Annotated in this window: 22 protein-coding genes; 5 read left to right on the top strand and 17 right to left on the bottom strand. The window is 42.2% G+C overall.

Annotation, left to right across the window (positions count from 1 at the left end; translation table 11 throughout):
• Positions 1–21: 21 nt before the first annotated feature.
• Positions 22–972: a 16S rRNA (cytosine(1402)-N(4))-methyltransferase RsmH gene (gene rsmH / locus MINF_RS06280; protein ID WP_012463755.1), complete on the bottom strand. Its 951-nt coding sequence runs from the start codon at positions 970–972 to the stop codon at positions 22–24.
• 71 nt (positions 973–1,043) lie between these two features.
• Positions 1,044–1,481 carry a division/cell wall cluster transcriptional repressor MraZ gene (locus MINF_RS06285; RefSeq protein WP_012463756.1) on the bottom strand — a complete coding sequence of 146 codons (438 nt, stop codon included), beginning with the start codon at positions 1,479–1,481 and terminating at the stop codon, positions 1,044–1,046.
• A 231-nt stretch (positions 1,482–1,712) separates the two neighbouring features.
• Between MINF_RS06285 and MINF_RS06295 the strand changes: the two genes are divergently transcribed.
• The gene (locus MINF_RS06295; protein WP_012463758.1) at positions 1,713–2,402 is read left to right on the top strand and encodes an acyltransferase; all 690 of its coding nucleotides are present in this window, start codon (positions 1,713–1,715) and stop codon (positions 2,400–2,402) included.
• A 9-nt stretch (positions 2,403–2,411) separates the two neighbouring features.
• On the opposite strand, the gene MINF_RS06300 is transcribed toward MINF_RS06295, so the two are convergent.
• Genes MINF_RS06300 through MINF_RS06310 form a run of 3 tightly spaced genes read right to left on the bottom strand, consistent with a single transcriptional unit; the run spans position 2,412 to position 5,305 of the window.
• Positions 2,412–3,416, bottom strand: a complete 1,005-nt coding sequence (locus MINF_RS06300; protein ID WP_012463759.1) for a vWA domain-containing protein — start codon at positions 3,414–3,416, stop codon at positions 2,412–2,414.
• Between the two features lie 12 nt (positions 3,417–3,428).
• The gene (locus MINF_RS06305; protein ID WP_012463760.1) at positions 3,429–4,334 is read right to left on the bottom strand and encodes a DUF58 domain-containing protein; all 906 of its coding nucleotides are present in this window, start codon (positions 4,332–4,334) and stop codon (positions 3,429–3,431) included.
• Positions 4,325–5,305, bottom strand: coding sequence for an AAA family ATPase (locus MINF_RS06310; protein ID WP_012463761.1), 981 nt, complete (start codon positions 5,303–5,305; stop codon positions 4,325–4,327). The genes MINF_RS06305 and MINF_RS06310 overlap by 10 nt, the downstream gene beginning before the upstream one ends.
• A 227-nt stretch (positions 5,306–5,532) precedes the next feature.
• Between MINF_RS06310 and MINF_RS06315 the strand changes: the two genes are divergently transcribed.
• Together MINF_RS06315 and cyoE are read left to right on the top strand one after the other, a co-directional pair.
• Positions 5,533–6,588: a COX15/CtaA family protein gene (locus tag MINF_RS06315; RefSeq protein WP_012463762.1), complete on the top strand. Its 1,056-nt coding sequence runs from the start codon at positions 5,533–5,535 to the stop codon at positions 6,586–6,588.
• Between the two features lie 21 nt (positions 6,589–6,609).
• Entirely contained in the window at positions 6,610–7,566 is a 957-nt protein-coding gene (gene cyoE / locus MINF_RS06320; protein ID WP_148205169.1) for a heme o synthase, read from the top strand.
• A 43-nt stretch (positions 7,567–7,609) separates the two neighbouring features.
• Here the strand turns inward: cyoE and MINF_RS06325 are convergent, their stop codons facing one another.
• From MINF_RS06325 to MINF_RS06350, 6 genes are all read right to left on the bottom strand, one after another.
• Complete coding sequence (locus MINF_RS06325; RefSeq protein WP_012463764.1) at positions 7,610–8,992, bottom strand: aspartyl protease family protein; 1,383 nt, start codon at positions 8,990–8,992, stop codon at positions 7,610–7,612.
• A 37-nt stretch (positions 8,993–9,029) separates the two neighbouring features.
• Positions 9,030–9,890, bottom strand: coding sequence for a hypothetical protein (locus MINF_RS06330; protein WP_238523450.1), 861 nt, complete (start codon positions 9,888–9,890; stop codon positions 9,030–9,032).
• Positions 9,891–10,321: 431 nt separating this feature from the next.
• Positions 10,322–10,870, bottom strand: coding sequence for a cysteine hydrolase family protein (locus tag MINF_RS06335; RefSeq protein ID WP_012463766.1), 549 nt, complete (start codon positions 10,868–10,870; stop codon positions 10,322–10,324).
• Between the two features lie 31 nt (positions 10,871–10,901).
• Positions 10,902–12,734 (bottom strand): translational GTPase TypA, encoded by a 1,833-nt coding sequence (typA, locus tag MINF_RS06340; protein ID WP_012463767.1) that lies wholly within the window; start codon positions 12,732–12,734, stop codon positions 10,902–10,904.
• Between the two features lie 44 nt (positions 12,735–12,778).
• Complete coding sequence (locus MINF_RS06345; protein ID WP_238523451.1) at positions 12,779–13,591, bottom strand: SAM hydrolase/SAM-dependent halogenase family protein; 813 nt, start codon at positions 13,589–13,591, stop codon at positions 12,779–12,781.
• Between the two features lie 116 nt (positions 13,592–13,707).
• Complete coding sequence (locus tag MINF_RS06350) at positions 13,708–14,787, bottom strand: lysylphosphatidylglycerol synthase transmembrane domain-containing protein (RefSeq protein WP_148205170.1); 1,080 nt, start codon at positions 14,785–14,787, stop codon at positions 13,708–13,710.
• Positions 14,788–15,101: 314 nt separating this feature from the next.
• Here MINF_RS06350 and MINF_RS06355 point away from each other — a divergent pair, with 314 nt between their 5' ends.
• The gene (locus MINF_RS06355; RefSeq protein WP_048810489.1) at positions 15,102–16,394 is read left to right on the top strand and encodes a DNA recombination protein RmuC; all 1,293 of its coding nucleotides are present in this window, start codon (positions 15,102–15,104) and stop codon (positions 16,392–16,394) included.
• Positions 16,395–16,468: 74 nt separating this feature from the next.
• Entirely contained in the window at positions 16,469–18,652 is a 2,184-nt protein-coding gene (ppk1, locus tag MINF_RS06360; RefSeq protein ID WP_012463773.1) for a polyphosphate kinase 1, read from the top strand.
• Positions 18,653–18,673: 21 nt separating this feature from the next.
• Here the strand turns inward: ppk1 and rplQ are convergent, their stop codons facing one another.
• The 6 genes from rplQ to ykgO are packed head-to-tail and all read right to left on the bottom strand — an operon-like array spanning position 18,674 to position 21,926.
• Positions 18,674–19,069, bottom strand: a complete 396-nt coding sequence (gene rplQ, locus MINF_RS06365; protein WP_012463774.1) for a 50S ribosomal protein L17 — start codon at positions 19,067–19,069, stop codon at positions 18,674–18,676.
• A gap of 24 nt (positions 19,070–19,093) precedes the next feature.
• Positions 19,094–20,107, bottom strand: coding sequence for a DNA-directed RNA polymerase subunit alpha (locus MINF_RS06370; protein ID WP_012463775.1), 1,014 nt, complete (start codon positions 20,105–20,107; stop codon positions 19,094–19,096).
• 50 nt (positions 20,108–20,157) lie between these two features.
• Positions 20,158–20,766 (bottom strand): 30S ribosomal protein S4, encoded by a 609-nt coding sequence (rpsD, locus tag MINF_RS06375; RefSeq protein ID WP_048810223.1) that lies wholly within the window; start codon positions 20,764–20,766, stop codon positions 20,158–20,160.
• A 22-nt stretch (positions 20,767–20,788) separates the two neighbouring features.
• A complete protein-coding gene (gene rpsK, locus MINF_RS06380) occupies positions 20,789–21,331 on the bottom strand; it encodes a 30S ribosomal protein S11 (RefSeq protein ID WP_012463777.1) in 543 nt (180 codons plus the stop codon).
• A 58-nt stretch (positions 21,332–21,389) separates the two neighbouring features.
• Positions 21,390–21,785 (bottom strand): 30S ribosomal protein S13, encoded by a 396-nt coding sequence (gene rpsM / locus MINF_RS06385; protein ID WP_012463778.1) that lies wholly within the window; start codon positions 21,783–21,785, stop codon positions 21,390–21,392.
• Between the two features lie 24 nt (positions 21,786–21,809).
• Positions 21,810–21,926, bottom strand: coding sequence for a type B 50S ribosomal protein L36 (ykgO, locus tag MINF_RS10990; RefSeq protein ID WP_012463779.1), 117 nt, complete (start codon positions 21,924–21,926; stop codon positions 21,810–21,812).
• Positions 21,927–21,969 lie beyond the last annotated feature (43 nt).

Raw genomic sequence — 21,969 nt, forward strand, 5'->3', positions numbered from 1 at the left:
TTTTTGCGATCGGTTCCTCCTCTATAACCCGCTTTTCTCTTCCAAGGGAATTTTCCAGGCTATCCTTAATCGTGCGCTCCGGGACCGGGGATTGTTTTTTCTTTCCTCTAAAGAAACGAGGACTCGTTCCACTTTGTAAAAAAACATTTCCCTATGATTTTCTTCCTCAGCAACCCCCTCTCCCTTTTTCGGTAAGCAATGGCTGCGCATAAATTCCTTGACAATCCGATCTTCAGCCGAATGAAAGCTAATAACGGCAATCCTGCCTCCTCCTTTTAAAAGTTTTGTTCCTTCACGTAGAGCTTTTTCCAGATGCTCTAGTTCTTCATTAACCGCGATTCTCAACGCTAAAAAGGGTCTTGTCGCTGCATTGATCTTGCTTTTCAAAAGCCGTGCCCTTGTAACGATTTCTAAAAAATCCCCAACTTTTTTGATAGGCCCGGTAGAGCGAAAACGAACGATCTCGTTGGCCAGTTTTTGACTTTCTTTCATGTTGCAAGCCACGGAAAAAAGCTGGACCAACTGTTCTTTACTTAAAGTGTTTAACAAAGCCGCACCCGTTCTTTCCCTAGTCCTATCCATTCTCATATCCAAAGGGGCGTCTGGAAACTGAAAACTGAATCCCCTCTTTGGATCTTTTAATTGTCCTAGTGAAACTCCAAGATCCAAAAGTATCCCATCAACAGCTGTCCAACCCATTTGAAAACAAGCTTCCGCCATTTCCGAAAAATTCTTTCGGAAAAAGTAAAATTCTTCCCCTTTTTCTTTCAAAATTTCGGCTCTCTTTTGAGCATCCTCATCCGTATCCAGGGCCAAAACCTTACAGCCTTTGTCAAGTAGAGCGGTTGTATGCCCACCATATCCAAAAGTTCCGTCAATCCATTGTTCGTCTCTTTTCGGAGAGCAATGTTTCAAGAACTCCTTGAGCATTACGGGAATGTGGCTCTCTACTTCTTCGGTTTTCCAGCTCATTATATTCTTTTCTTCTCATCAGGCTTAAACTGCAAAAATTTAGTTCTTTCTTTTCATTTTTGGCTTCGCATTTACAATCCCATGCTCTCTACAGCCTCTTCAAAGGAGGTGATTTTTACTCCGCTCTCTTTCCATTTTTTCTGGTCCCAAATTTCAAAATGATCTAGTCTTCCTACCAGAACCGCTTCTTTCTCAATTTGGGCGTGTTTTCTTAATCTCTCTTTGATTGAAATTCTGCCTTGTTGATCCCAACATACCGCTTGGGATAATTGAGCCAGCAGTTCCAACTGTAATCGATTGGGATCCTGCAACCTCAAAGCTTCTATTTTTTGATGTATTTCTTCCATCCAACTCTCGGGATAAACTTTCAAATGGTTAAACTTGGAGGGAAAGACAAATAGCCTGTTGTCGTAACCTTCTTGTCTCCATTCGGAAGGAACGGTTATTCTGCCCTTTTCATCAAAAGCATGTTCAAAAATATCGGTATACGTTGCCCATTTTTTACCCATGCTGTCATTTTACTCCATTTTCTTCTATTATTTCCCATTTTCCTCCACTTTATTATCTAACATGACTCCCTTTTTTTGTCATTTCTTTTTTCTATTTTTTTCCTCTCCCAGTTGTTCTTTTATAAGACAACTCTCCAAGATACCGACCGTAGAGGAGATCCAGGTTAAAAATGCTCCTCTTTTCAAAGAAAAATCTTTAAAGAAAATCGTTGTTCACTCATCATAGTCGCTATGGGAGATCAATCACTTTTGCCTTTCCATCCCTCTCGTTTTTTTGACCTTTCTCAAACCAGCCATCCTCTTCTGTTCAAAGAAGTTGAAAATGTTTGGCTTGTCCTTGAAAAAATCAAAGTTTATTTAGAAGAAATTCTCGTTCCCGGTATTCATGGAAACATCCCCGGGAATTGTTACGTCGGTCAAAAGGTTTTTATCGGAAAAGGAACGCGTGTTTACCCTGGAGCGGTGATTGAAGGTCCAGCATGGATCGGGGAAAACTGCTCAATAAGAGCGGGTTGTTTTATAAGGCAAAATGTCATTGTAGAGGAAGGCTGTGTTCTAGGCAATTCCTGTGAATTTAAAAACTCTTTTCTTTTCAAAAATTGCCAAGTTCCTCATTTCAATTATGTCGGAGATTCGATATTGGGACGGCAAGTCCATTTAGGCGCTGGAGTCATTTTATCCAACCTGAAGCTTAACGGCACCGAAGTCAAAATAAAGCTCGATGATAAAATTTACTCTACGGGTTTAAGAAAATTCGGAGCGATCCTTGGAGACGAGACCCAAATAGGGTGCAACGCCGTGCTCAATCCAGGATCGATCATCGGTAAAAAAACGTTGATTTTTCCTGGAGTAATCTGGCATGGCATCCTGCTATCGGAAGGCAAAGTCATAAAGAATAAACAGGAACTGGAAATTCTTTAAAACTCAATTTTATATTCTTTTAGAGAAGATAAAAGCCAGTAACCAAAAAACCAGTCCAAGGGCCAGGAACAAAGAGAAAAGCTCTTCTTTTTTAGTCACGACTACCGGTTCAAAAGGAATCTTTTTTTGAGCATCAATAGCCTGAAAAGCTGAAACAATGGCATTGCTGTCCGTGGCTCGAAAATATTCACCTCCCGTTAGTTGGGCTATATTGCGTAAAAGCCCTTCGTCCACCTCTGAAACAACGGTCTGACTTCCGATCTTTCTTCTTTCTTCATCCATCACGGGCATCGTCACTTCTCCATTTATGCCAGCGCCAATGGTAAAAACAGGGACAGCGGCATGGGCTGCCAGTCGTGCAGCCTCAATGGGTGTCAGATTCCCACAATTATTGGCCCCATCTGTCAAAAGGATCAAAAAAGATCCGATTTTTTTTCTTTCTCCGGATTCCTTTTTTCCTTCTAGACGACTCAAAGCCAAACCGAGGGCATCTCCGATAGCCGTGCCATCCTCAATGGTTCCTGCCTGTAATTGATCAATTTTTCTCTTTAACCAATTGTGATCAAAAGTGAGTGGGCATACGGTATAAGCCCTTCCTGCAAAAGCAACCAGGCCAATACGGTCGTTTGTTCTTTTATCCAAAAAAGTTTTTACCACTTCCAAAACAATGTCCAGCCGGCTAACCCTCTTTTGGTCAATTTCATAGTCTTCAGCAAGCATGCTTCCGGAAATATCCAGCACCAGGATAATATCGTATCCCTCTTTTCTCAAAGGAACTTTACCTTTTTCCTCTTGAGGGCGAGCCAGGGCTATGACGAAGAACAGAAAAGCGATATAAATGAAAAACAAGGAAACTCTTTCTGTAATCCCCTTGCTTCCCTTTCCCACCCATTCATAAACAAAGGGAAGCAAAAAGGGATGTTGAGTCCGTCGCTTGCGCAAGAACCCGATTACGGGCACAATTGCCAGCAACAGGAAAAAGTAGGGATAAGCAAAGGATAAGGAGCCAACCATCTTTTAAAACCTTTAAACGATCGATCGCTCTACCAAAAAATGCATCAGTTTTGGGAATAGAGGGGTTCCTAACAGGAAAGAACACCTTGAAAACTTACCGGGGAAAAGACTTTTCCAATAATTGTCTTTTTCTAACCTCCATTTTTGTTGCCTTTTTTTGATATCGGGATGAGCTGTATCGACTTTGACAACCCTTCCCGATATCGGGTCAAAAGCTAAAAAGCTTTCTTTTTGAGGCAAGGCATATTCCCATGGGTCTTCAACTCGAAACCCCAGGATTTCAAAACGCGAAGAGAGGGCGATCCATTCTCGGCAGATGGGTCGCGACGGAAAGTCTCCAAGCCAGAACATAACCGTATTTCGGGGCAAAGTTTTCAATAAAAAAGACCATGGAATAGTGAGCTGTTTTAGAGGCCATAACGAAGGAGGATCCATTGCAAACAATTTTATCATGCTCGATAGAATTTGTTTTCTTCCTTTTACGGGAGGAATGAAAGAATGACCTCCGGGATATACGTAAACGATGCAAAGTCTATGGTATAATCCTGTAGCCAAGATCGACAAATAACCGGCAATTTCCATTACCGCATCCCTTTTTGTTAGAGTCCCCGAACCAAACAAAAGCGAGGGGCTATCTTCTACAATAAGGGTCAAAATCAATTCTCTTTCTTCGACGAACTTTTTCCTATAAAGAGCACCTAGCCTAGCCGTAACATTCCAGTCAATATCCCTTATATCATCCCCAAACTCGTAAGCGACTACCTGATCAAATTCTTTACCTTTGCCTTTAAATACCGATCGATATTCTCCAAAAAAAAGATTGGTAGAAGACCTTTTAACCGTCCATTCGACGCGGTGGAGAAGCCTCATTGCTTCTTTGATCTTCTCTTTTGAAAAAACATAGTGCTTTAGTTGCATTCTTCGACATTTTCAGTGGGGATAGAAGTATTTTTGAGGATTTCTCCAAGTATATCTTCAACCGTTTTCCCTTCAGCTTCAGACTCATAGCTCAAGCCCACCCGGTGTCTTAAGCAGTCCATGTAGACTTCCTGGATGAATTGGGGACTGAGGAAGTCCGATCCCCTGATCCAGGCAAGGGCGCGGCTCGCTTGAAAGAGAGCTAATGAAGCCCGCGGAGAAGCTCCATAACTGAGCTTTTGCATTCCACCCGCTTGAATCCCGGCAAGTTCCCTGGTTTCTCTGACAAGGGCTAGGATATAACATTCGGTAATAGGGCTAACAAAAATCTTATCGATCTGCTTGCGCAGCTCGCGGATTTCTTCGGGAGAAGAAACCGGACTGACCAGCGGTTCTTCGGTGAGTTTTCCCCACAGCTTAAGCATTTTTCTTTCCTCTTCTTCCGATGGATAGTTTATAATGACTTTAAACAAGAAGCGGTCGGATTGAGCTTCGGGCAAAGGATAGGTGCCCTCCTGTTCGATGGGATTCTGGGTTGCCATGACTACAAAAGGATCGGGGAGCTTGTGTGAGGTTCCACCAATGGTTACCTGCTTTTCTTGCATGGCTTCAAGTAAGGCGCTTTGAACTTTGGCTGGAGCCCTATTGATCTCATCCGCCAAAACAATATTAGCGAAAATGGGACCAAGATGGGGGAAAAACCTGCCTTCTTTAGGTTGGAAGATCATCGTTCCTACGACGTCACTCGGAAGAAGATCAGGGGTAAATTGAATTCGCTCAAATTTAAGCCCTACGGCCTTAGCTATGGTTTTGACAAGCAGGGTTTTCGCTAACCCAGGCATACCTTCAATCAAGACATGTCCACCGGTCAGCAAACCAATGAGTAACCTTTCAATGATGGTTTGCTGTCCAATAACCGCTTTTTTTATTTCCGACAAAACCCTTTCTGCCCATTCTTGTCCTCGTGTCATACCGTTTAACTAACTTAGCGGACAATGCTGCTCCAATCAAAAGAGTTTTTGGAGTCCGGTTCATAAAACGGAATGAATAGAAAATTAATCCAATACCCGAAGAACTCTCTCATATTTTTCATAGAAAGTGGCTTAAAAATGCTATACTAGAAATAGGAGTCTTAATTAAGAAAAGTTCCGGGAAAAAAAGAAATGCAATCAACTCTTTTCTAGGACATTAAAATAGGATGGATGATGTGAAAAAGAGTATTATTAATGTGTTTTCAGCGATCCTTACTTTTTTTGTTCTTTTACTTATTACCGTCGGAGCGATTGTTACTACGACCAATTCAGGAATGGCTGTGCCCGATTGGCCTACAACGTTTGGCTACAATATGTTCAGCTTTCCTTTTTCTCGTTGGATTGGAGGAGTTTTTTACGAGCATAGCCATAGGCTTGTTGCCTCGGCCGTTGGTTTTATGACTATTATTTTATTTTTACTGCTCCTGTTTAAAGAAAAAAGAACTTGGATCAAGCTTCTAGGAAGCTTTGCCCTCCTCCTTGTTGTTTTCCAAGGAATACTCGGAGGATTAAGGGTAGTCTGGATGAAGGACCAGATTGGCATTATCCATGCAGCCCTGGCCCAGGCTTTCTTAGTTCTTGTAGGGATTATATGGCTTGCTACTTCAAGATACTGGGCCTCGGAGAAAATTGATCCCACAGCTCACGAAGACTCTCAGGGCAAAACCGCTTCTCTGTTATTTCTGTCTCTTTCGCTTATCGTTTATATCCAGCTTTTGCTTGGAGCAGCCATGCGGCATGCCCATCTTGGACTTTCGATAACCGATTTTCCATTGGCTTATGGTCAAGTTTTTCCTCATATTACTCCCGAAGAACTTTTAAAGATCAATGCAAAAAGAGAAACCCTAGGTCTTCCCCCTACAACTATCTCTCAAATTCATCTTCAGCTCGCCCATCGCTTTACCGCATTAATCATTTTTTTGCTTACCGTCTTTTCATTTTTCACACTCAAAAAGAAGGAAAAATCCGGTTTTATCCTCTTTATGGCTAGACTGTTACACATGCTTGTAGTCTTGCAGATAACACTGGGGGCTTTTGTTATTTGGACCGGTAAAGAAAATCTCGTTACTACAGCCCACGTCGTCGTTGGAGCTCTTATACTCCTGTTATCTTCTCTTGTGACAACCTTGATTTACAGAAGACAATGGATCATCCAAGCAAAGCATAAAGAATTAACCATCCCTTTCTATCCCACCGCCTATCCAGATCATAAAAACGAATAACGATTGTCATTAACCGTTGTTATGAATATCCCCAAGATTAACAATCCAGAAAGATTTCCCGGGAAAAGAGAAAATACATCCGCCTCTTTGCCTGCTCTCCAACCCCGTTCTCATACCCTGCTCAAAGATATCGCTCAATTGATCAAGTTTCGACTTACTCTATTGGTTCTTACCACTACTTTTTTTGGCTTTGTACTGGGCGCATCTGGACCATTGGATCTTGTAAAAGCGATCCATGTCCTAGTAGGGACGGCCCTTTTAGCTGCTTCAGCGGCTGTGCTCAATGAAGTACTCGAAAGTAGGCAAGATAGTCAAATGTCAAGGACAAAAGACAGACCCCTACCCGCTCACCGGTTTGATGCCATTGAAGCGGCCATAATAGCCATCATTGGAGCGGTTATCGGTTTTCTTTACCTTTGGAATTTTTCTAATCTCGTCGCCGCTTTTATTGCCCTTTTCAGTCTTGTAAGCTATGTATGCATCTACACGCCACTCAAACGCATTAGCCCTTGGAATACATGGATTGGGGCGGTATCTGGAGCTCTTCCCCCGGTCATTGGCTATGCTGCACAAAATGAGAATTTAGTGCACTCCACCCCACTTTTTCTCTTTTCCATCCTTTTTTTCTGGCAGATGCCCCATTTTTACGCGATCGCTTGGATTTATAAGAACGATTACAAAAAAGCGGGCTTTAAAATGCTTGTCGTCGTCGATTCTACGGGAAAAAAGTTAACCTCTCAAAGTCTTCTTTTTTCCTTCTTATTGCTTCCGATTTCCACGATACCCTATTTTACAGGGCACGCTGGAGTAGTTTATCTTGGTGGATCACTCGCTTTGGGACTTGTATTCCTTGGCTCTGCTTTTCTACTCCATCTTCACCGGGATTTAAAGTCGGCAAGATTACTTTTCTTTTCTTCCATCGCCTATCTTCCTTTACTCTTTACTCTTTTGGCCCTCTGCTGGAAAAACAATACCTAGTGCTGGGTGCGCCAGTATCTGCTCCTCACGATAAACTTCCCTTTCAAGGCTTTAACGCTAAAGCCTCTTCAGGTTTTTCATCCCCATCTTTCTTAGTTTTCAATACCAGCTCCATTTTCTGGAAATCGAAAGTCACGACGAAAGATTTGAAAAAACCATTTCCTACTATTGCCCCTATTGGAAACCCCTGCTTGTGATCGATTGATGGAGGAAAATCGTAGTTCTTTCCTATGCTCGCTGCAACATTCTCCATAATCATATTTCCAATCTGGATCTTCGGTACGACCGCATAAACAGAAGGATATCTTGCTCCCCGCCGTTGCCCAATAATCCAACCCCCGTAACGGGCTAAATGATATTTATGAATCATCCCCTCTGAAACGGTAAAAGTCCTGCCCACGTCCAAGCTATCCACGAGGAAAAAATTTCCTCCCTCCCCGTTGATCTTTCCTTCAATGACGATCTGCCCGCCCGGGGTCAAGTAAAAGGGAACCTTTGCCAGGACATCTTCCTCTTTATCCCCCTTCTTGGAATATTCTAAAAGAGCATTTTCTCTTTTTCTTAGAAAAAGCTCCTTTCGGGGATAATCGATGGTTATGATAAACTGGCTCATCCAATCGGTTCCCAACACCCCATTGACTACCTGGGGAACGTGCTGTGGAAAAAGATAGGTCCCCTTCCACCGGGCAAGCAAAACAGGCATGTTTTCTATTTTCATGTTGGCTATTTTCATCGTGCTCACAATTCCAGTTCTTGCTCGGATCGACCATTTTCCGGCAAAATTAAACCAAAATTGCAGGGCTATGACATCCAGTAGCCTAATATGCTCCAATTTCTTATAGAGATCTCTATCTAGGGCAGAAAAGGTGGCCCGCGTGTCCAAAAAGAGGGGGACTGTTTTCCTACAGATCGTCGTAGGAATGATAACATAAGGATAGCTCTCATTGAGCTTGACCGAAACAAAATCTTCGTGGATTTTGAAAGCCTTGGGCTCTAACTGTTCCAAGAGATTCGCCGTCCATTGTTCGCCGATTTCTCTTAGCAGGCCAGCCGCAGCTTCTAAATTTCCCTCCCTATAATAACAGATGGCCAACAGCCTTTTCATTTCTGTATCGCTGGGATGAAACTGAAGACCTTTCAGAAGAGAATACCGGGCTTTTTCCAGGTGATTTTTCATCAAGGTAATCCATCCAAGGATTTTCCATGCCCTCCAATTCTGCGGATCCTGTGACGACTCCTCTTGGGCCAAGCGAAGAGCTTCTTCAATTTTTCCCTCATGGAAAAGCCTGGCGCTGTCTGCTCCCCTCTCAAGACCGGGGAACGGACTTGAAAAGCCCAGGGATAAAAAAGAGAAAATGAAAACAAAAACCAGTCGATATAACTGCCTGCTTCGGATGCCACTTCTGAAAATAAGATCGCTTTTCAAAGGCTAAATAATGTTTATTTTTTTTGCTTTATAATCTTCAAAAAAGCAAATGAAACTTCATGACAAAAGCATTCGAATATTCTTCTTCCACTGTTTTTTTATTGATGGCGATTTGGTAACCAAACCCAAAATAAAGCTTCCAGTCATCTTTAAATCGAAATCTGCCGATCAACACTTCTGGAGTAATAAAAAGACCGGGAGCCCCGACAAAAACAAGCTGATCAATGCTCGAGGTGGAGTTAATCTCGATCGTGGGAACCACGACACCGATTTTGTACTGCAAGGCGATATTGTAGAAATAGGGAATTCCAAATTGCTTATTGGCTCCATCAGCCCATTGGGTTCCTAAATTAACCATGAAATCGAAGTTTCCCCAGCCTTTTCCAAAAAGAACAATAGGATCCCATATCCAGTGGGCCGGGTAATCGGGAAGGGTTTGTCCCAATGGAGAATGGGCGGCAAGCATAACCGAAAAGACATAGTTTTTTTGGCCCTCGGGGGAGGACATAATCCTATTTTTAATTAAAAAGCTTTCTCCAAGAAAACCATCCAGTCTTCCTTGGGTTGGGTAATAAACATATTGAGGAAGGGAAAAAGCAAACTCAAGCGTGGGCCCAACAATCAAGTTCACTCCTTTATCCGCCCCCACATTCCACTTTTTATTCCCACTAGGTAATGTTTCATCATAGACATCGTAGCGGATGCGCTGCTCAAGTCGTGGAGTCTCCGTAACAAGCGGAGTAAGCCAACGGGTTTGTCGGTTTCTTGTTTCTTCGGTCATTTTTCTCCATTTTCCAAGCCACCCCTTTCCTGCATCCGCTTCATTCATCGTTTCGACTATATCCTGTACGGCTACTTCCTCCCCCGGCCAAAAAACGGTATCGGCTTGTGCTCCCATGATAAAAAAAAAGCTTAAAAGAAGAATGAACCAGGAAAAAAGGACAAAAAAGAGGGAAAAATACAAAAAGGCCCCAAAAAAACCTTTTATCTTTTCAAAAGGAATTAAAAAATAAAAAAAATGGAGAAGATAGAAAACTGGCACTTGTTTCTCTAGGATTATTATTACAAAGGATAATATGCTTTTATAACCTTTAAATCTTTCCTTGAAAAAAAAGTTTTATTTAAATCCTCTTCTTCTCTTAGGTTTTTTCTGGGGATTCGACTTTGAATGATTAAAAAAGCATTCCTGGATTAATTCCATGGGTCAAATCTTCTTTTTTTTCTCTTTAAAACAAAAGAATACCCAAGGTCAGCATTGAAAAACAGCCCCTATCTGTGGGCCCGTCTTTTTTCCCTATCTTCGTTTAACGGCCTAATGCAAAAGCTTGCTTAGGTTTTCCATCTTTCTCTAAGGGATTGAGAGGTGGTCAGTTCAGCCCCATAAAACTTGTGAAGATATTCCAGTGCACTTTCATGTTCCTGGGTACTAAAAGCACAGACGCAATCTACAGGAATTACAATAGGATAATTCAAAAAAAAGGCATCTGCTGCGGTATGCCTTATACAGAGATGGGTATGAAGACCGACCAATATGAGGCAATCGATTTTTAAAGATCTTAAGATCAAGTCTAGGCCCGTTTCCCTAAATCCACTATAAGTTCTTTTCTCTAGAACAATATCTCCCGGCAAAGGGGCTAGTTCCTTGATCACCGAAGCTCCTTCGGATCCTTTCATGGCATGTTCTCCCCAGATGGCAATTTCTGGATCATGGGGAAAATGGGCGTCACCGACGTAAATCACTGGCTTCTGCATTGAACGGGCCATGGAGGTTAAATCTCTTATCGGGTCAATAATCTTTAAAGCTTCCCTTGCCGCAAGCTTGCCCCGAACAAAATCTTCAAGCATGTCTACAACAACTACACATGGGCTTTCCCACATGGATTTATACTCCTTTATAAAAAGTCATTTTTTAGGAACCAACTTTAAGGGATGCTTTTTTGCGTTCATGGGCATCCAGTATTTTTTTCCGAATCCGGATCTTAGTAGGAGTCACTTCAACAAGCTCATCACCGTCAATAAATTCGATCGCCTCCTCAAGCCTAAATCTTCTCGGGGGCTCAAGCCCGATGGCTTTCCCTTCACCTTGGGAACGAATATTTGTCAGATGTTTTGCCTTGCAGGGATTGACGAGAAGGTCATCCGGCCGCTTATTTTCTCCAACAACCATCCCCTCGTAAACTTCCTCACCCGGACCGATGAAAAGTACTCCTCTTTGCTGGAGATTTTCCAAAGCATAGGTCGTGGCCACTCCCCTTTCCATCGAAACAAGGACCCCGCTTTCTCTTATTTCTACTTCTCCCTGCTTGGGTCCATATTCATAAAAAAGATGACTGCAGTAACCCTCTGCCCGAGTCAAATTGATAAATTCTGACTCAAAGCCGATCAATCCTCGAGTAGGAATTAAACACTCGATAAACACCCTACTTTGACTGTTCCTCATCAGACGAATATTGCCGGCTCTTTTAGAAAGCATCTCCATTACCGCCCCTAAATTCTCCTGGGGAATATCCACTGAAAGGATCTCAAAAGGCTCATAAATAATGCCTGAGGGATCCTCTTTATAGATAACTTCCGGTCTACTCACCATCAGCTCGAATCCTTCCCTGCGCATCTGTTCAACCAGCACGGCAATCTGCATCATTCCCCTGCCACAAACTTCAAAAGTTCCCGGGATATCCGTTTCCTGAACGCTCAGTCCAACGTTGGTTCTTGCCTCTTTTTGAAGCCTTCCATAGATATGTCTTGCAGTTAAAAACTTCCCCTCCCTCCCGGCTAAAGGAGAATCGTTAACGACAATCCTCATCCTGACTGTAGGAGGATCTATTTCTATCCTGGGCAGGGGAACAATCGTTTCTGAATCCGACAAGGTATCCCCTATGTATACCTCTTCCAATCCGGCTATACCCACAATATCTCCAGCCGAAGCTTCATCGAGCTCTACTCTCTCCAGGCCTTTGAAACCCAGAATCGCCGTAACATTGCCGCGAACGATTTGAGCCGATTTTTGATGACAAAATAGAGGAGAACCGACCTTAATTTTACCTGAAAATATTTTCCCTATGGCTATTCTGCCCAGATAATCACTGTAGTCCAAGTTCGCAACCAAAAGTTTGAATGCCGGGTCAGGATAAACAGTTGGAGCAGGAATATGGGTAACAATCGCTTCGAAAAGAAGGCTAAAACCGTTTCGTTTGTCTTCATCGGTAATTTCTTTTTTCCACTCCTTCAGGGCAATCCCTTCTTTGGCTGACACATATAATACCGGAAAATCCAGTTGCTTGTCCGAAGCTTCCAATTCCAGAAATAGTTCGAATATCTGGTCTAATACCTGGATGGGTTGGGCATTCGCCCTGTCTATTTTATTAATTAGAACAAGCGGGGTGAGATCTCGGGCTATCGCCTTTTTTAAAACGAATTTAGTCTGGGCCTGGGGCCCCTCAACCGAATCAACAAGCAACAACACCCCATCCACCATTCCAAGACTCCTCTCTACCTCGCTTCCAAAATCCGCATGACCCGGTGTATCCACAATATTGATCTTGTAGTCTTTATACTGGAAAGAAGCATTTTTAGCTTTTATGGTTATTCCCTTTTCCTTTTCAAGATCAAGGCTATCCATTATTCTCTCGGCAAGCTGTTGGTTCTGCCTAAAGGCACCAGACTGTTTCAAAAGCTGGTCCACTAAAGTCGTCTTTCCATGATCGACATGGGCGATAATGGCTATATTTCTCATTTTTTTCATATCTACTTAGCAATGTAATAATAAACTCTCTCTCCTTTCTTTCTCTAAGGGTGAATTAACAGGGAAGCACCCGATTGAACTTTAAATAATTTTGCCGCCGATCCCTGATTGGATGCAATCTCAAGATAGCCGCTACTGTTATACAATACTCCAATCTTGCCTAAAGGCAACTCACTATAGGTTCTCACGCAGGGAGCAGCAAGGGTTATTTTGCCGATCTGGACGCGCACAAGATTCCCTTCTTTGATCCACGGGGCTAGACCCCAAGGAATATTCGTAATGATATTGCCATAATGATCCACGTAAAGGACCTGGGCAGAGATATTCTGGCCGATAACAGAAGCGGGAGAAAAACTCAAAAAATGGAGGTTGTCCTTGGAAATCTTTGAACCCACGTTTTGAGGTTTTCCTCCTTTACTCAAAAACGCAGCAACTGGACTGAAAACATCTCTTCCATGAAAAGTAGAGCTAGGCTCTTTGCTTTTCCACATTTCCGGCTTATCAAGGATCCATACGCTTGTTATTCCCTCCCTATCCATAACAAGACTGAAAATTCCGTTATCCGGACCGATATAAAACTTATGAGCTTTTGATTCCCAAAGAATGGCTTTTCGATCCGTTCCTACCCCGGGATCGATAACGGCAATAAAGATAGATCCCGGGGGAAATTCCCTGCTTGCTTGATCAACAATAAATGCCGCTTCTGTCAAGTTAAAAGGATCAATTTCATGGTTGAGATCTATAACCCGAGCATGGGGATCCAACGAAAAGATAACCCCTTTCATTTGCGCCACATAGGGGTCTTTTGAGCTAAAGTCGGTAATAAGTCCGATGACGGGTTTAGAATTGTTCTTCATTTCCCTTTGCTCTTTTTTGCCACATCCATGCACAATCAATATAAGGAACAAAAAAAAGCAATAGCCCTTTCTGGAATGGAAGGTAAAAATCATAAAAACATATTTTTCCACGCCCTTTAATGAAAAGAATATCCCTTTGAGTTGTCTTTTTTCCATGTTAAAAAGAATACCCCTCCCACCAGGCTCCAGAGAGTCCCAATGGCGAAGGATAAAAGCGAAAAACCGACAGCAAGCTCTGGACTTATTCCATAGGAACCAAGCAAGAGCAGAACCGATCCCTCTCTCACGCCAAGGCCAGAAATACTGATCGGAAGTGATACCACTAGCGTAATTTCTACCATGACTACAATTAAAAGCCACAAAGGCAACTGCATATGGAGAGAGAAGGCAACAAAAACAAACATGAGGATGGCTGCAAGATGAACACCCATAGATAGAATGCAGGCAAAAAAAACTTTGCAATAGGCATTTTTAAAAGCATCCAAAGCCAGCAAAATCTCTTCAAGGACCGTTTCCAATCCTTTCGTTTTTTTAAAGAAAAATCGGGATAGTTTTATACTCCCCTTCAAAGTTATTCTTAAAGAGGCCAAAAAGATAAGCGTTAAAACTGTAAGCAAGAGAAGAAAAAGGACGGCTTTTTGAACGAGCGGCTTTTCCGCAAGCTGGTTGTAAAACAACAAGCCAAAGATTGAACCAAGGACAAGAAGAACTACTCCTTCAATGAACCGATCAAAAATAATGGAAACGGACATGGCCGTCTTTTTACCAGGAAAAAGTTTGAGTGCATAATATATTCTCAGGAGGTCTCCGCTTGTTCCTCCGGGCAAGAGAGCATTAAAAAACTTCCCGATCATGGCTAGTTGAAAGGCAGTCCAGATTTTAATTTCAGTATTTAGAGCGGTGAGCAATATTTTCCAACGCAGTGAAGAAAGAAGCGTCTGAAAAGCACAAAAAAAGAAGGAAAGAAAAAGCATCCAAGGATTTAGAGTTTGGCAATAAGAAAAAAACTTATCCCAGCTGAGTTTCGAACCAAGGTAAAAAAGAAGGCTAAAGGAAACGAGTCCCTTCAAAATGAGGGCCAAAAAATTCTTTTTCTTTTTTTCTTTAGCTACAGGATCTTCTAAACATTTTAGCCCTGTCGAATTTGTAAACAGCCCCTTTGGTTCTTGATTGTTCCCCTTCTTTCTTAACTCCACCTTTTCCTCCTATTTTATTCATTCATATCGGATGAGAATCTTTCTGAACATATTTTTCGATATTTTATTATTTAGCTGTTGCGATCGCAGAAACGAGCAACTCCCTAGCGGACTGTTCAAAGCTTCTGATTAACCATCCAAGCAGCCGATTGAATTTCCGCATCGCCTAACCAGCTATGCAAAGAGAGTGGAAACACCGGCGGCAGGCAAGGACCCAGTTGGTTTTGCCGATAGGTTTTACAGCCTCGTAGCACAAGGATGGAATCATGAAAGTTCTCTCTTGAAAAAACATTCCTTTGGAAGAAAAATGGAGGATGAGTTTATTCCTCATCACCGGTTTTCTTTTCGGGTTGAGCCTAGGGGGTCTTCTAACCTATTTAGCTTTAAAACCTAAAATCGTCCTTTTCAAAACAGAACTGGAAAGACAAAGAAAAGAAAAAGAAGGGTTAATGCCCTTGGTAGATCAAAACAAAAACTTGCAGCTCAAGATTGCTTCCCTTGAAGCTGAAAAACTTGCCCAGGAAGAAAAAATAACTTGGATAACCAAGACCCAAGAAACTCTAAAGACAATGTTTCAATCGTTAGCCTCCGAGGTTTTGGAGTCCAACTCCAAGAGTATCTTGGGTCAAGTTACTTTCCATTTTCATTCTCTTTTCGAGAATTTGAAAACGGACTGGAGCCTAAAAAAAGAAGAAATTAAAAACATCGTATCACCCCTGGAAAAGGGACTCGAAGCTTTAGACAACCAGCTACAGAACCTCGAAAGCAAAAGAGAAGGAGCTTATAGTTCTCTCAGCAGCCATATAACCCTGCTAGCCGAAGCTTACAAGGAACTTCATCGTTCGGCCACAAGGCTGGAACAATCTCTAAAATCACCCCTTGTGAGAGGTTCATGGGGAGAATACCAACTCCAGCGGCTTGTGGAAATGGCAGGAATGGAAGAACATATCAGCTATTTAAATCAACCTTTAACCGAAGATAAAAGGGCCGATATGATTATCTTCATTCCGGGCAATAGAAAGATATTCGTGGATGCCAAAACACCAATGCGGGCCTATCTAGAGGCAGTTTCAGCCGATAATGAAATCCTAAGGAAGGAGAAACTCAAAGAACATCTTTCCGCGGTCAAAGAAAGAATAAGAGAGTTAAGCAAAAAAGAATACGGCCGCACCCAAACTGAAGCTTTTGAATACGTGATCATGTTCTTACCGAGCGAAGGACTTCTATCTTTGTCTTTTGAAGCAGATCCGGGCATCTTTCAATATGCTCTTGAAAGAAACGTGCTTTTGGCTTCACCTATCAATTTTCTCGCTTTGCTCAAAGCTATCGCTTTTGGCTGGCAACAACAACGGGTGACCGAAGAGGTAGAAAAGATTGCTGAAGAAATCAAAAAACTTTATGATTCTTTTATTGAACTCCTGACAACGTTAACGAAGATGAGAAAAGCATTCGAAAATACTATCGATCTTTTTAACAAGGCTTCTTCAATCTGCCAGGAAAAAATTATACCCTCAACCCGGAAAATACAATCAACTGGCTCTTTTTCCAAGGATATTCCAGAGGTAAATCCCATAGAAACAACGCCAAAGAACAGGGATTGCCCCTGAAACATTTTATTGAGAACCCTCTTTAGAGCTCGATAAAAGAAAACGGAAGAGCGGTCTTCTTTAACTTTCTTTCCTTGAAAGAAGGAAAGACCGGGGTAAAGTTGAAAACGCAGTCAATGATATCCACCTTCAATAAGCCGGAATATTTTATCAACCGGGAGTTGAGTTGGCTAGAATTCAATGCCCGAGTTCTTGAAGAAGCTGCAGATCCAAAACAACCCTTGCTCGAAAGACTGAGATTTCTTTGCATCTTTAGTTCAAACCTGGATGAATTTTTTGAAATTCGCGTTGCCGGTATCAAGCAGCAGATCGAAAATGGCAGTGCTGAACAGACGGCCGACGGGCTTACCCCCCTTGAGGTTTTCGAAGGAATAGAAAAAAGAACAAGACAACTCGTTGATACACAATACAAAATATGGGCGGAGGAAATTAATCCCGCCTTAAAAGAGCAGGGCATATTCCTGTGTAATCACAAGGAACTAACAAAATCCGAACTTGAATGGTGCAAAAACTATTTTGACAAGGAAATATTCCCCGTCCTGACACCTTTAGCCGTAGATTCCAGTCATCCTTTTCCCCAACTGGTAAACAAATGTCTCAATCTTATTTTGACATTAAAAAGATCCCATAGCCCTCACTCCTTTAATTTCGGTATTGTCCAAATCCCCAGAATTCTTCCTAGGCTGATCACCCTGCCTGGAAGCAATCTTCAATCCGGATTCAGATTCATTCTTTTAAGTGAGCTTATTGTTAATTTCTTGGATTCTCTTTTTCCCGGCGATGAAATTCAAGCGGTCAACTTCTTTAGAATAACACGAAACAGCGAGCTCTACATCGATGAGGAAGAAGCCGAAAATCTGCTGCAAACTGTTGAAGAAGAACTAAAAAAACGAAACCGCGGCAACGCGGTGAGATTGGAAATCGAATCGAGCTGTTCTAAAGAGCTGGAAAAAGTGCTTCTAGAAGCTCTTCATCTTGACTATCGAGATTCTTACCGCAACCCAGAGCCTTTAAACTTTCTTCATCTTCTTTCCATTTGTAATCATGAAGCATTTCCCCATCTAAGGGATAGACCATGGACACCTGTCATTCCGGCGGAACTCAGCGGGAAACCCGATCTTTTTGAAGTTATTCGTAAAGAGGATATCCTGCTTCATCATCCTTTTGAAAGCTTCGGAATCATTGTCGATCTCCTTCAGAAAGCTGCTGTTGATCCCTCTGTTTTGGGGATCAGAATGACTTTATACAGAACAAGTGGAGATTCTCCTATTGTTCATGCCTTGATCCGAGCTGCGCAAAACGGCAAACAAGTGACCGCTCTTGTCGAGATCAAAGCTAGATTCGATGAAGAAAATAACATCCTTTGGGCAAAACGCATGGAAGAGGCCGGAATCCATGTGCTTTATGGAATAGTCGGGTTGAAAACCCATTGCAAGATGCTTGAAATTATACGAAGGGATCCCGATGGAATCAGGCTTTATGTCCATCTCGCTACGGGGAACTATCATCCCAGCACGGCAAGACTTTATACCGATCTGAGTCTTTTAACTACAAATGTGGAGATCACCAAAGAAGTAGCTACCCTTTTTAATATTCTAACCGGGCTTTCCCGTTTTCACGGTATTGAAAAACTCATCGTTTCTCCCTTTAACATGGCCAGGAGAATCAAGGAGCTGATTCTAAGAGAAATCGAAAATGCTAAAGAAGGTAAAAAATCAAGGATTATTGCAAAAATCAATGCCCTGGTTGACGAAGATATAATCCAACACCTCTATGCGGCTTCAACTGCGGGAGTAAAAATTGATCTAATCGTTAGGGGCATATGCTGCCTAAGACCCGGAGTGCCCAAAGTCAGTGAAAATATCAGGGTCATAAGCATTGTAGGTCGATTTTTGGAACACAGCCGCATTTTTTATTTTGAAAACGGGGGCAATCCCGAATTTTATTCCGGTAGTGCCGATTGGATGCAGAGGAATTTTTACAGGAGAATCGAAATTATTTTTCCCATAGAAGATCCCAAGCTTAAAGAAAAACTCAACGAAATCCTCAATGCCTACCTTTCGGATAATGTTAAAGCCCGAGAATTATTGACCAATGGGAAATACAAAAGGTTAAAAGCGGAAAAGGAGCCTTTCCAGGCCCAGCTCTATTTCAGAGAAAAAGCACGAAAAGAACAACAACAAAGACAATCAAAAGGAAAAGAGGGCACAGAAATTTCCATTTATCCAATCCAATTTTTAGCTCATCCTAAACAATAAACACTGCTCCTTTTTCAATGCTTATTCTGCTTTTTGTGCCTTTTGATTCTCCACGGGAACCTGTCCCTCGGTCCATTCGATTAAAGCCATTTTTGCCCCATCAGACAAACGGTTGCCCATCTTGTAAATACGAACGTATCCCCCTATTCTACCCTGCATCTGGGGAGCAATTTCTTTAAAAAGCAACCGTGCTGCTTTTTTACTATGGATTTTACGAACCACAAGCCTTCGAGCATGCAAAGTTCCTTTCTTGGCTAGAGTAATTAGCTTTTCGGCAAAGGGACGTAAAGCCTTGGCCTTGATTAAAGTGGTTTTTATTCTTTTGTGTTCGATGAGTTCCTTGGCTAAATTAGCAATGAGTGCAGACCTATGTTGTGTATCCCTGCCTAATTTATGGGTTCTTTTCTGGTGTCGCATGATGCCTCCTGAGCCAAACGATTTTTATTCCTTGAACACTTTTTCCTCGGTTTGATCAAGAAGACTGGGATCAAACTTCATCCCCAAAGAAAGGCCAAGGGAAGCGAGTTTTTCTTTAATCTCGTTCAATGATTTTTTCCCGAAGTTCCTGTACTTGAGCATCTCAGCTTCGGTCTTCATGGCCAACTGTCCAACCGTAGTTATATTGGCATTATTCAGGCAATTGGCCGCTCTTACAGACAGCTCAATTTCATTAACACTCATATTCAGGATCTTACGAAGCCTATTCTCCTCTTCCTTAATCGGGGGCTTCGGTTTTTCAAATTCTACAGGCTCCTTACCGTATTGAACAAAAATATCAAGATGATGCTGGAGAATCGCAGCCGACTGAACAAGAGCTTCGTCGGGGCCAATTCGACCATCTGTCCATATCTCAAAAATCAATCTATCATAGTCGGTTCTTTGCCCTACACGCGTATTTTCAACCGTATATTTGACATGGCGCACAGGAGAAAAAAGACAATCTATCGGAATGACTCCAATGGACTGATCCTGTTTTTTGTTATATTCACCCAAAAGGAAGCCCCTACCCACCTTGACTTCAAGCTCCATCAATAAACGCTGCTTTTTGTCTAAAGTACAAATGAGTTGTTCAGGATTGACAATTTCTACCCCTGGATCGACTTGAATGTCTCCTGCAGTTACGGCCCCCTCTTTGAAAACATCGACACGAAAAACGCGCGTCTGTCGATCCGGCATTTTGATCAACACTTTTTTAAGGTTAAGAACAATGTCCACAACATCCTCAACAACGCCTTCCATAGTCGTAAACTCATGCATGACCCCTTCGATTTTGACCGAAGAAATGGCCGCTCCTTCCAAAGAGGAGAGAAGAATACGACGCAATGAATTGCCTAAGGTATGACCGTATCCCGATTCAAAAGGTTCTATGATATACTTACCAAAGGTAGAATTCGAAACCGTTTCATCTTTAACGATGGAACGGGGCATTTCATATCTTCCTAAACGTATAGCCATAACACCCTAAAACTCCTTTACAAAGGATATTTAATTGTTTGCTCCCTTGTTTACTTCGAATAAAATTCAACAACCAGTTGTTCATTAACTATGGGTTGTATTTCATCACGCGTGGGGACTCTTTTCACTACCCCTTTCAGATTATCTGGTTCCAAGGCAAGCCAATCGGGAATTTTAACTCCTTTCATAGCTTCAAGATTACGTAAAGCAAGCTTCCGAGATTGAGGCTTGGGACAAACTTCAATAACATCACCCGGTTTAGTCCTATAACTAGGAATATTCACCTTTTTACCATTGACATATATATGGCCATGATTAACCAGTTGCCTGGCTTCCATCCGACTGGTTGCAAAACATAACCTATAAACAACGTTATCCAATCTTTCCTCGAGAATCTGAAGCAGTACTTCCCCCGTTACTCCCTTTTTTTTATGGGCAATATTAAAATACCTACTGAATTGCCTCTCCGTAATCCCATACATGAACCTCAATTTTTGTTTCTCTCCCAAGGCAATAGCATAATCCGATTTCTTTTTCCCCGCCCTTTGACCATGAATACCAGGGGGATAAGGCTTTCGCTCCAATGCCTTATTAGGACCAAACAAGGCAACATTAAAACGCCTAGAAATTTTTGTTTTTGGACCAATATACTTCGCCATGATTCTATTCCCCGTTAGAAGTTCAAACCCTTCGTTGCTTTTTAGGACGACACCCATTGTGAGGTATTGGGGTGACATCAAGGATTGAGGTGACTTCCAAGCCAACAGCTTGAAGTGCTCTTATCGCTGACTCTCTGCCCGTTCCAGGACCCTTCACCTTGACAATAACCTCCCTCATACCATGCCCCATAGCTTGTCGAGCGGCATCTTGAGCAACGAGCTGCGCCACATAAGCCGTGGATTTTTTTGTTCCTCTAAACCCACATTTACCCGCACTAGACCAAGCAATCGTTTTTCCCGACATATCGGTTATTGTTACAATAGTATTGTTGAACGTTGCCAAGATGTTGACTATACCGTTATAGATCGCCTTCCCCGTACGGACCTTGGGGATTTTTATTTTCTCCTGTTCCTGTTCCCCCAAGACAGGCGAAGAAACAGTTTCTGCTTGGTTTTCTTTCTTTTTCGTTCCCTGTTTTTTTTCGGCTATATCGCTTGCTCCAGCCGGGGAATTCCCTTCTTCTTTTTTCCCCTTGTGCTTTTTTTCTTGATTGTTTTCCGCCATTGCCCACCTCGGTTTGCCTATCGATTTTTTTGTTTAGACTTTCAACGGAGATAAAGTTTTAAACCTTTCCTTTCTTGGCTTCTTTTCTCCTCACTACCCCAATCGTCTTTCTTGGACCTTTTCTTGTCCGTGCATTTGTGGAAGTTCTCTGTCCTCTTACCGGCAGACCTCGGATATGCCTGATACCCCTATAGCAACGAATGGATTGAAGCCTTTTAATATTTTGCTGAATTTCCCGTCTTAAATCGCCTTCTACAACAAACCCGTTTTCTTCGATCACTTGTATAATCCTGTTGATCTGCTGATTTGTCAAGTCCTTGGCCCTCATTTGAGGATTGAGTTCAGCCTGCTCACAAATGAGTTTAGCTCTTGAGCGCCCAATTCCATAAATGACAGGTAAGGCTGATATCAACGGCTTGTTTCCCGGTATTTCTACTCCCAAAATCCTAGCCATGGCTATTACCTTTTAAGCTCGATATTATCCTTGCCTTTGTTTTAACCGAGGATTTTTCTTGTTTATTATGTAAATTCTTCCTTTTCTTCGAACGACCTGGCAATCCGCCGTTCTTCTTCTTACTGAAGCTCTTACTTTCATTGTCTCTCCTAGGGTTGTTAATAAATGCAGAAGGTCTTAAATA

This window comes from Methylacidiphilum infernorum V4, assembly GCF_000019665.1.
In the GTDB taxonomy this organism is placed as follows: Bacteria; Verrucomicrobiota; Verrucomicrobiia; order Methylacidiphilales; family Methylacidiphilaceae; genus Methylacidiphilum; species Methylacidiphilum infernorum.

What these genes read in the sequence shown, in the direction of transcription:
- MINF_RS06310 (WP_012463761.1), bottom strand. Translation starts at nt 5,305, where the DNA reads ATGACACGAGGACAAGAATGGGCAGAAAGGGTTTTGTCGGAAATAAAA.
- MINF_RS06330 (WP_238523450.1), bottom strand. Translation starts at nt 9,890, where the DNA reads ATGGGAGCACAAGCCGATACCGTTTTTTGGCCGGGGGAGGAAGTAGCC.
- MINF_RS06300 (WP_012463759.1), bottom strand. Translation starts at nt 3,416, where the DNA reads ATGGTTGGCTCCTTATCCTTTGCTTATCCCTACTTTTTCCTGTTGCTG.
- rpsD (WP_048810223.1), bottom strand. Translation starts at nt 20,766, where the DNA reads ATGGCGAAGTATATTGGTCCAAAAACAAAAATTTCTAGGCGTTTTAAT.
- rsmH (WP_012463755.1), bottom strand. Translation starts at nt 972, where the DNA reads ATGAGCTGGAAAACCGAAGAAGTAGAGAGCCACATTCCCGTAATGCTC.
- MINF_RS06370 (WP_012463775.1), bottom strand. Translation starts at nt 20,107, where the DNA reads ATGGCTATACGTTTAGGAAGATATGAAATGCCCCGTTCCATCGTTAAA.
- MINF_RS06315 (WP_012463762.1), top strand. Translation starts at nt 5,533, where the DNA reads ATGGATGATGTGAAAAAGAGTATTATTAATGTGTTTTCAGCGATCCTT.
- rpsM (WP_012463778.1), bottom strand. Translation starts at nt 21,785, where the DNA reads ATGGCTAGGATTTTGGGAGTAGAAATACCGGGAAACAAGCCGTTGATA.
- typA (WP_012463767.1), bottom strand. Translation starts at nt 12,734, where the DNA reads ATGAAAAAAATGAGAAATATAGCCATTATCGCCCATGTCGATCATGGA.
- MINF_RS06345 (WP_238523451.1), bottom strand. Translation starts at nt 13,591, where the DNA reads ATGAAGAACAATTCTAAACCCGTCATCGGACTTATTACCGACTTTAGC.
- MINF_RS06305 (WP_012463760.1), bottom strand. Translation starts at nt 4,334, where the DNA reads ATGCAACTAAAGCACTATGTTTTTTCAAAAGAGAAGATCAAAGAAGCA.
- MINF_RS06335 (WP_012463766.1), bottom strand. Translation starts at nt 10,870, where the DNA reads ATGTGGGAAAGCCCATGTGTAGTTGTTGTAGACATGCTTGAAGATTTT.
- MINF_RS06295 (WP_012463758.1), top strand. Translation starts at nt 1,713, where the DNA reads ATGGGAGATCAATCACTTTTGCCTTTCCATCCCTCTCGTTTTTTTGAC.
- rplQ (WP_012463774.1), bottom strand. Translation starts at nt 19,069, where the DNA reads ATGCGACACCAGAAAAGAACCCATAAATTAGGCAGGGATACACAACAT.
- ykgO (WP_012463779.1), bottom strand. Translation starts at nt 21,926, where the DNA reads ATGAAAGTAAGAGCTTCAGTAAGAAGAAGAACGGCGGATTGCCAGGTC.
- cyoE (WP_148205169.1), top strand. Translation starts at nt 6,610, where the DNA reads ATGAATATCCCCAAGATTAACAATCCAGAAAGATTTCCCGGGAAAAGA.
- MINF_RS06285 (WP_012463756.1), bottom strand. Translation starts at nt 1,481, where the DNA reads ATGGGTAAAAAATGGGCAACGTATACCGATATTTTTGAACATGCTTTT.
- MINF_RS06355 (WP_048810489.1), top strand. Translation starts at nt 15,102, where the DNA reads ATGAGTTTATTCCTCATCACCGGTTTTCTTTTCGGGTTGAGCCTAGGG.
- rpsK (WP_012463777.1), bottom strand. Translation starts at nt 21,331, where the DNA reads ATGGCGGAAAACAATCAAGAAAAAAAGCACAAGGGGAAAAAAGAAGAA.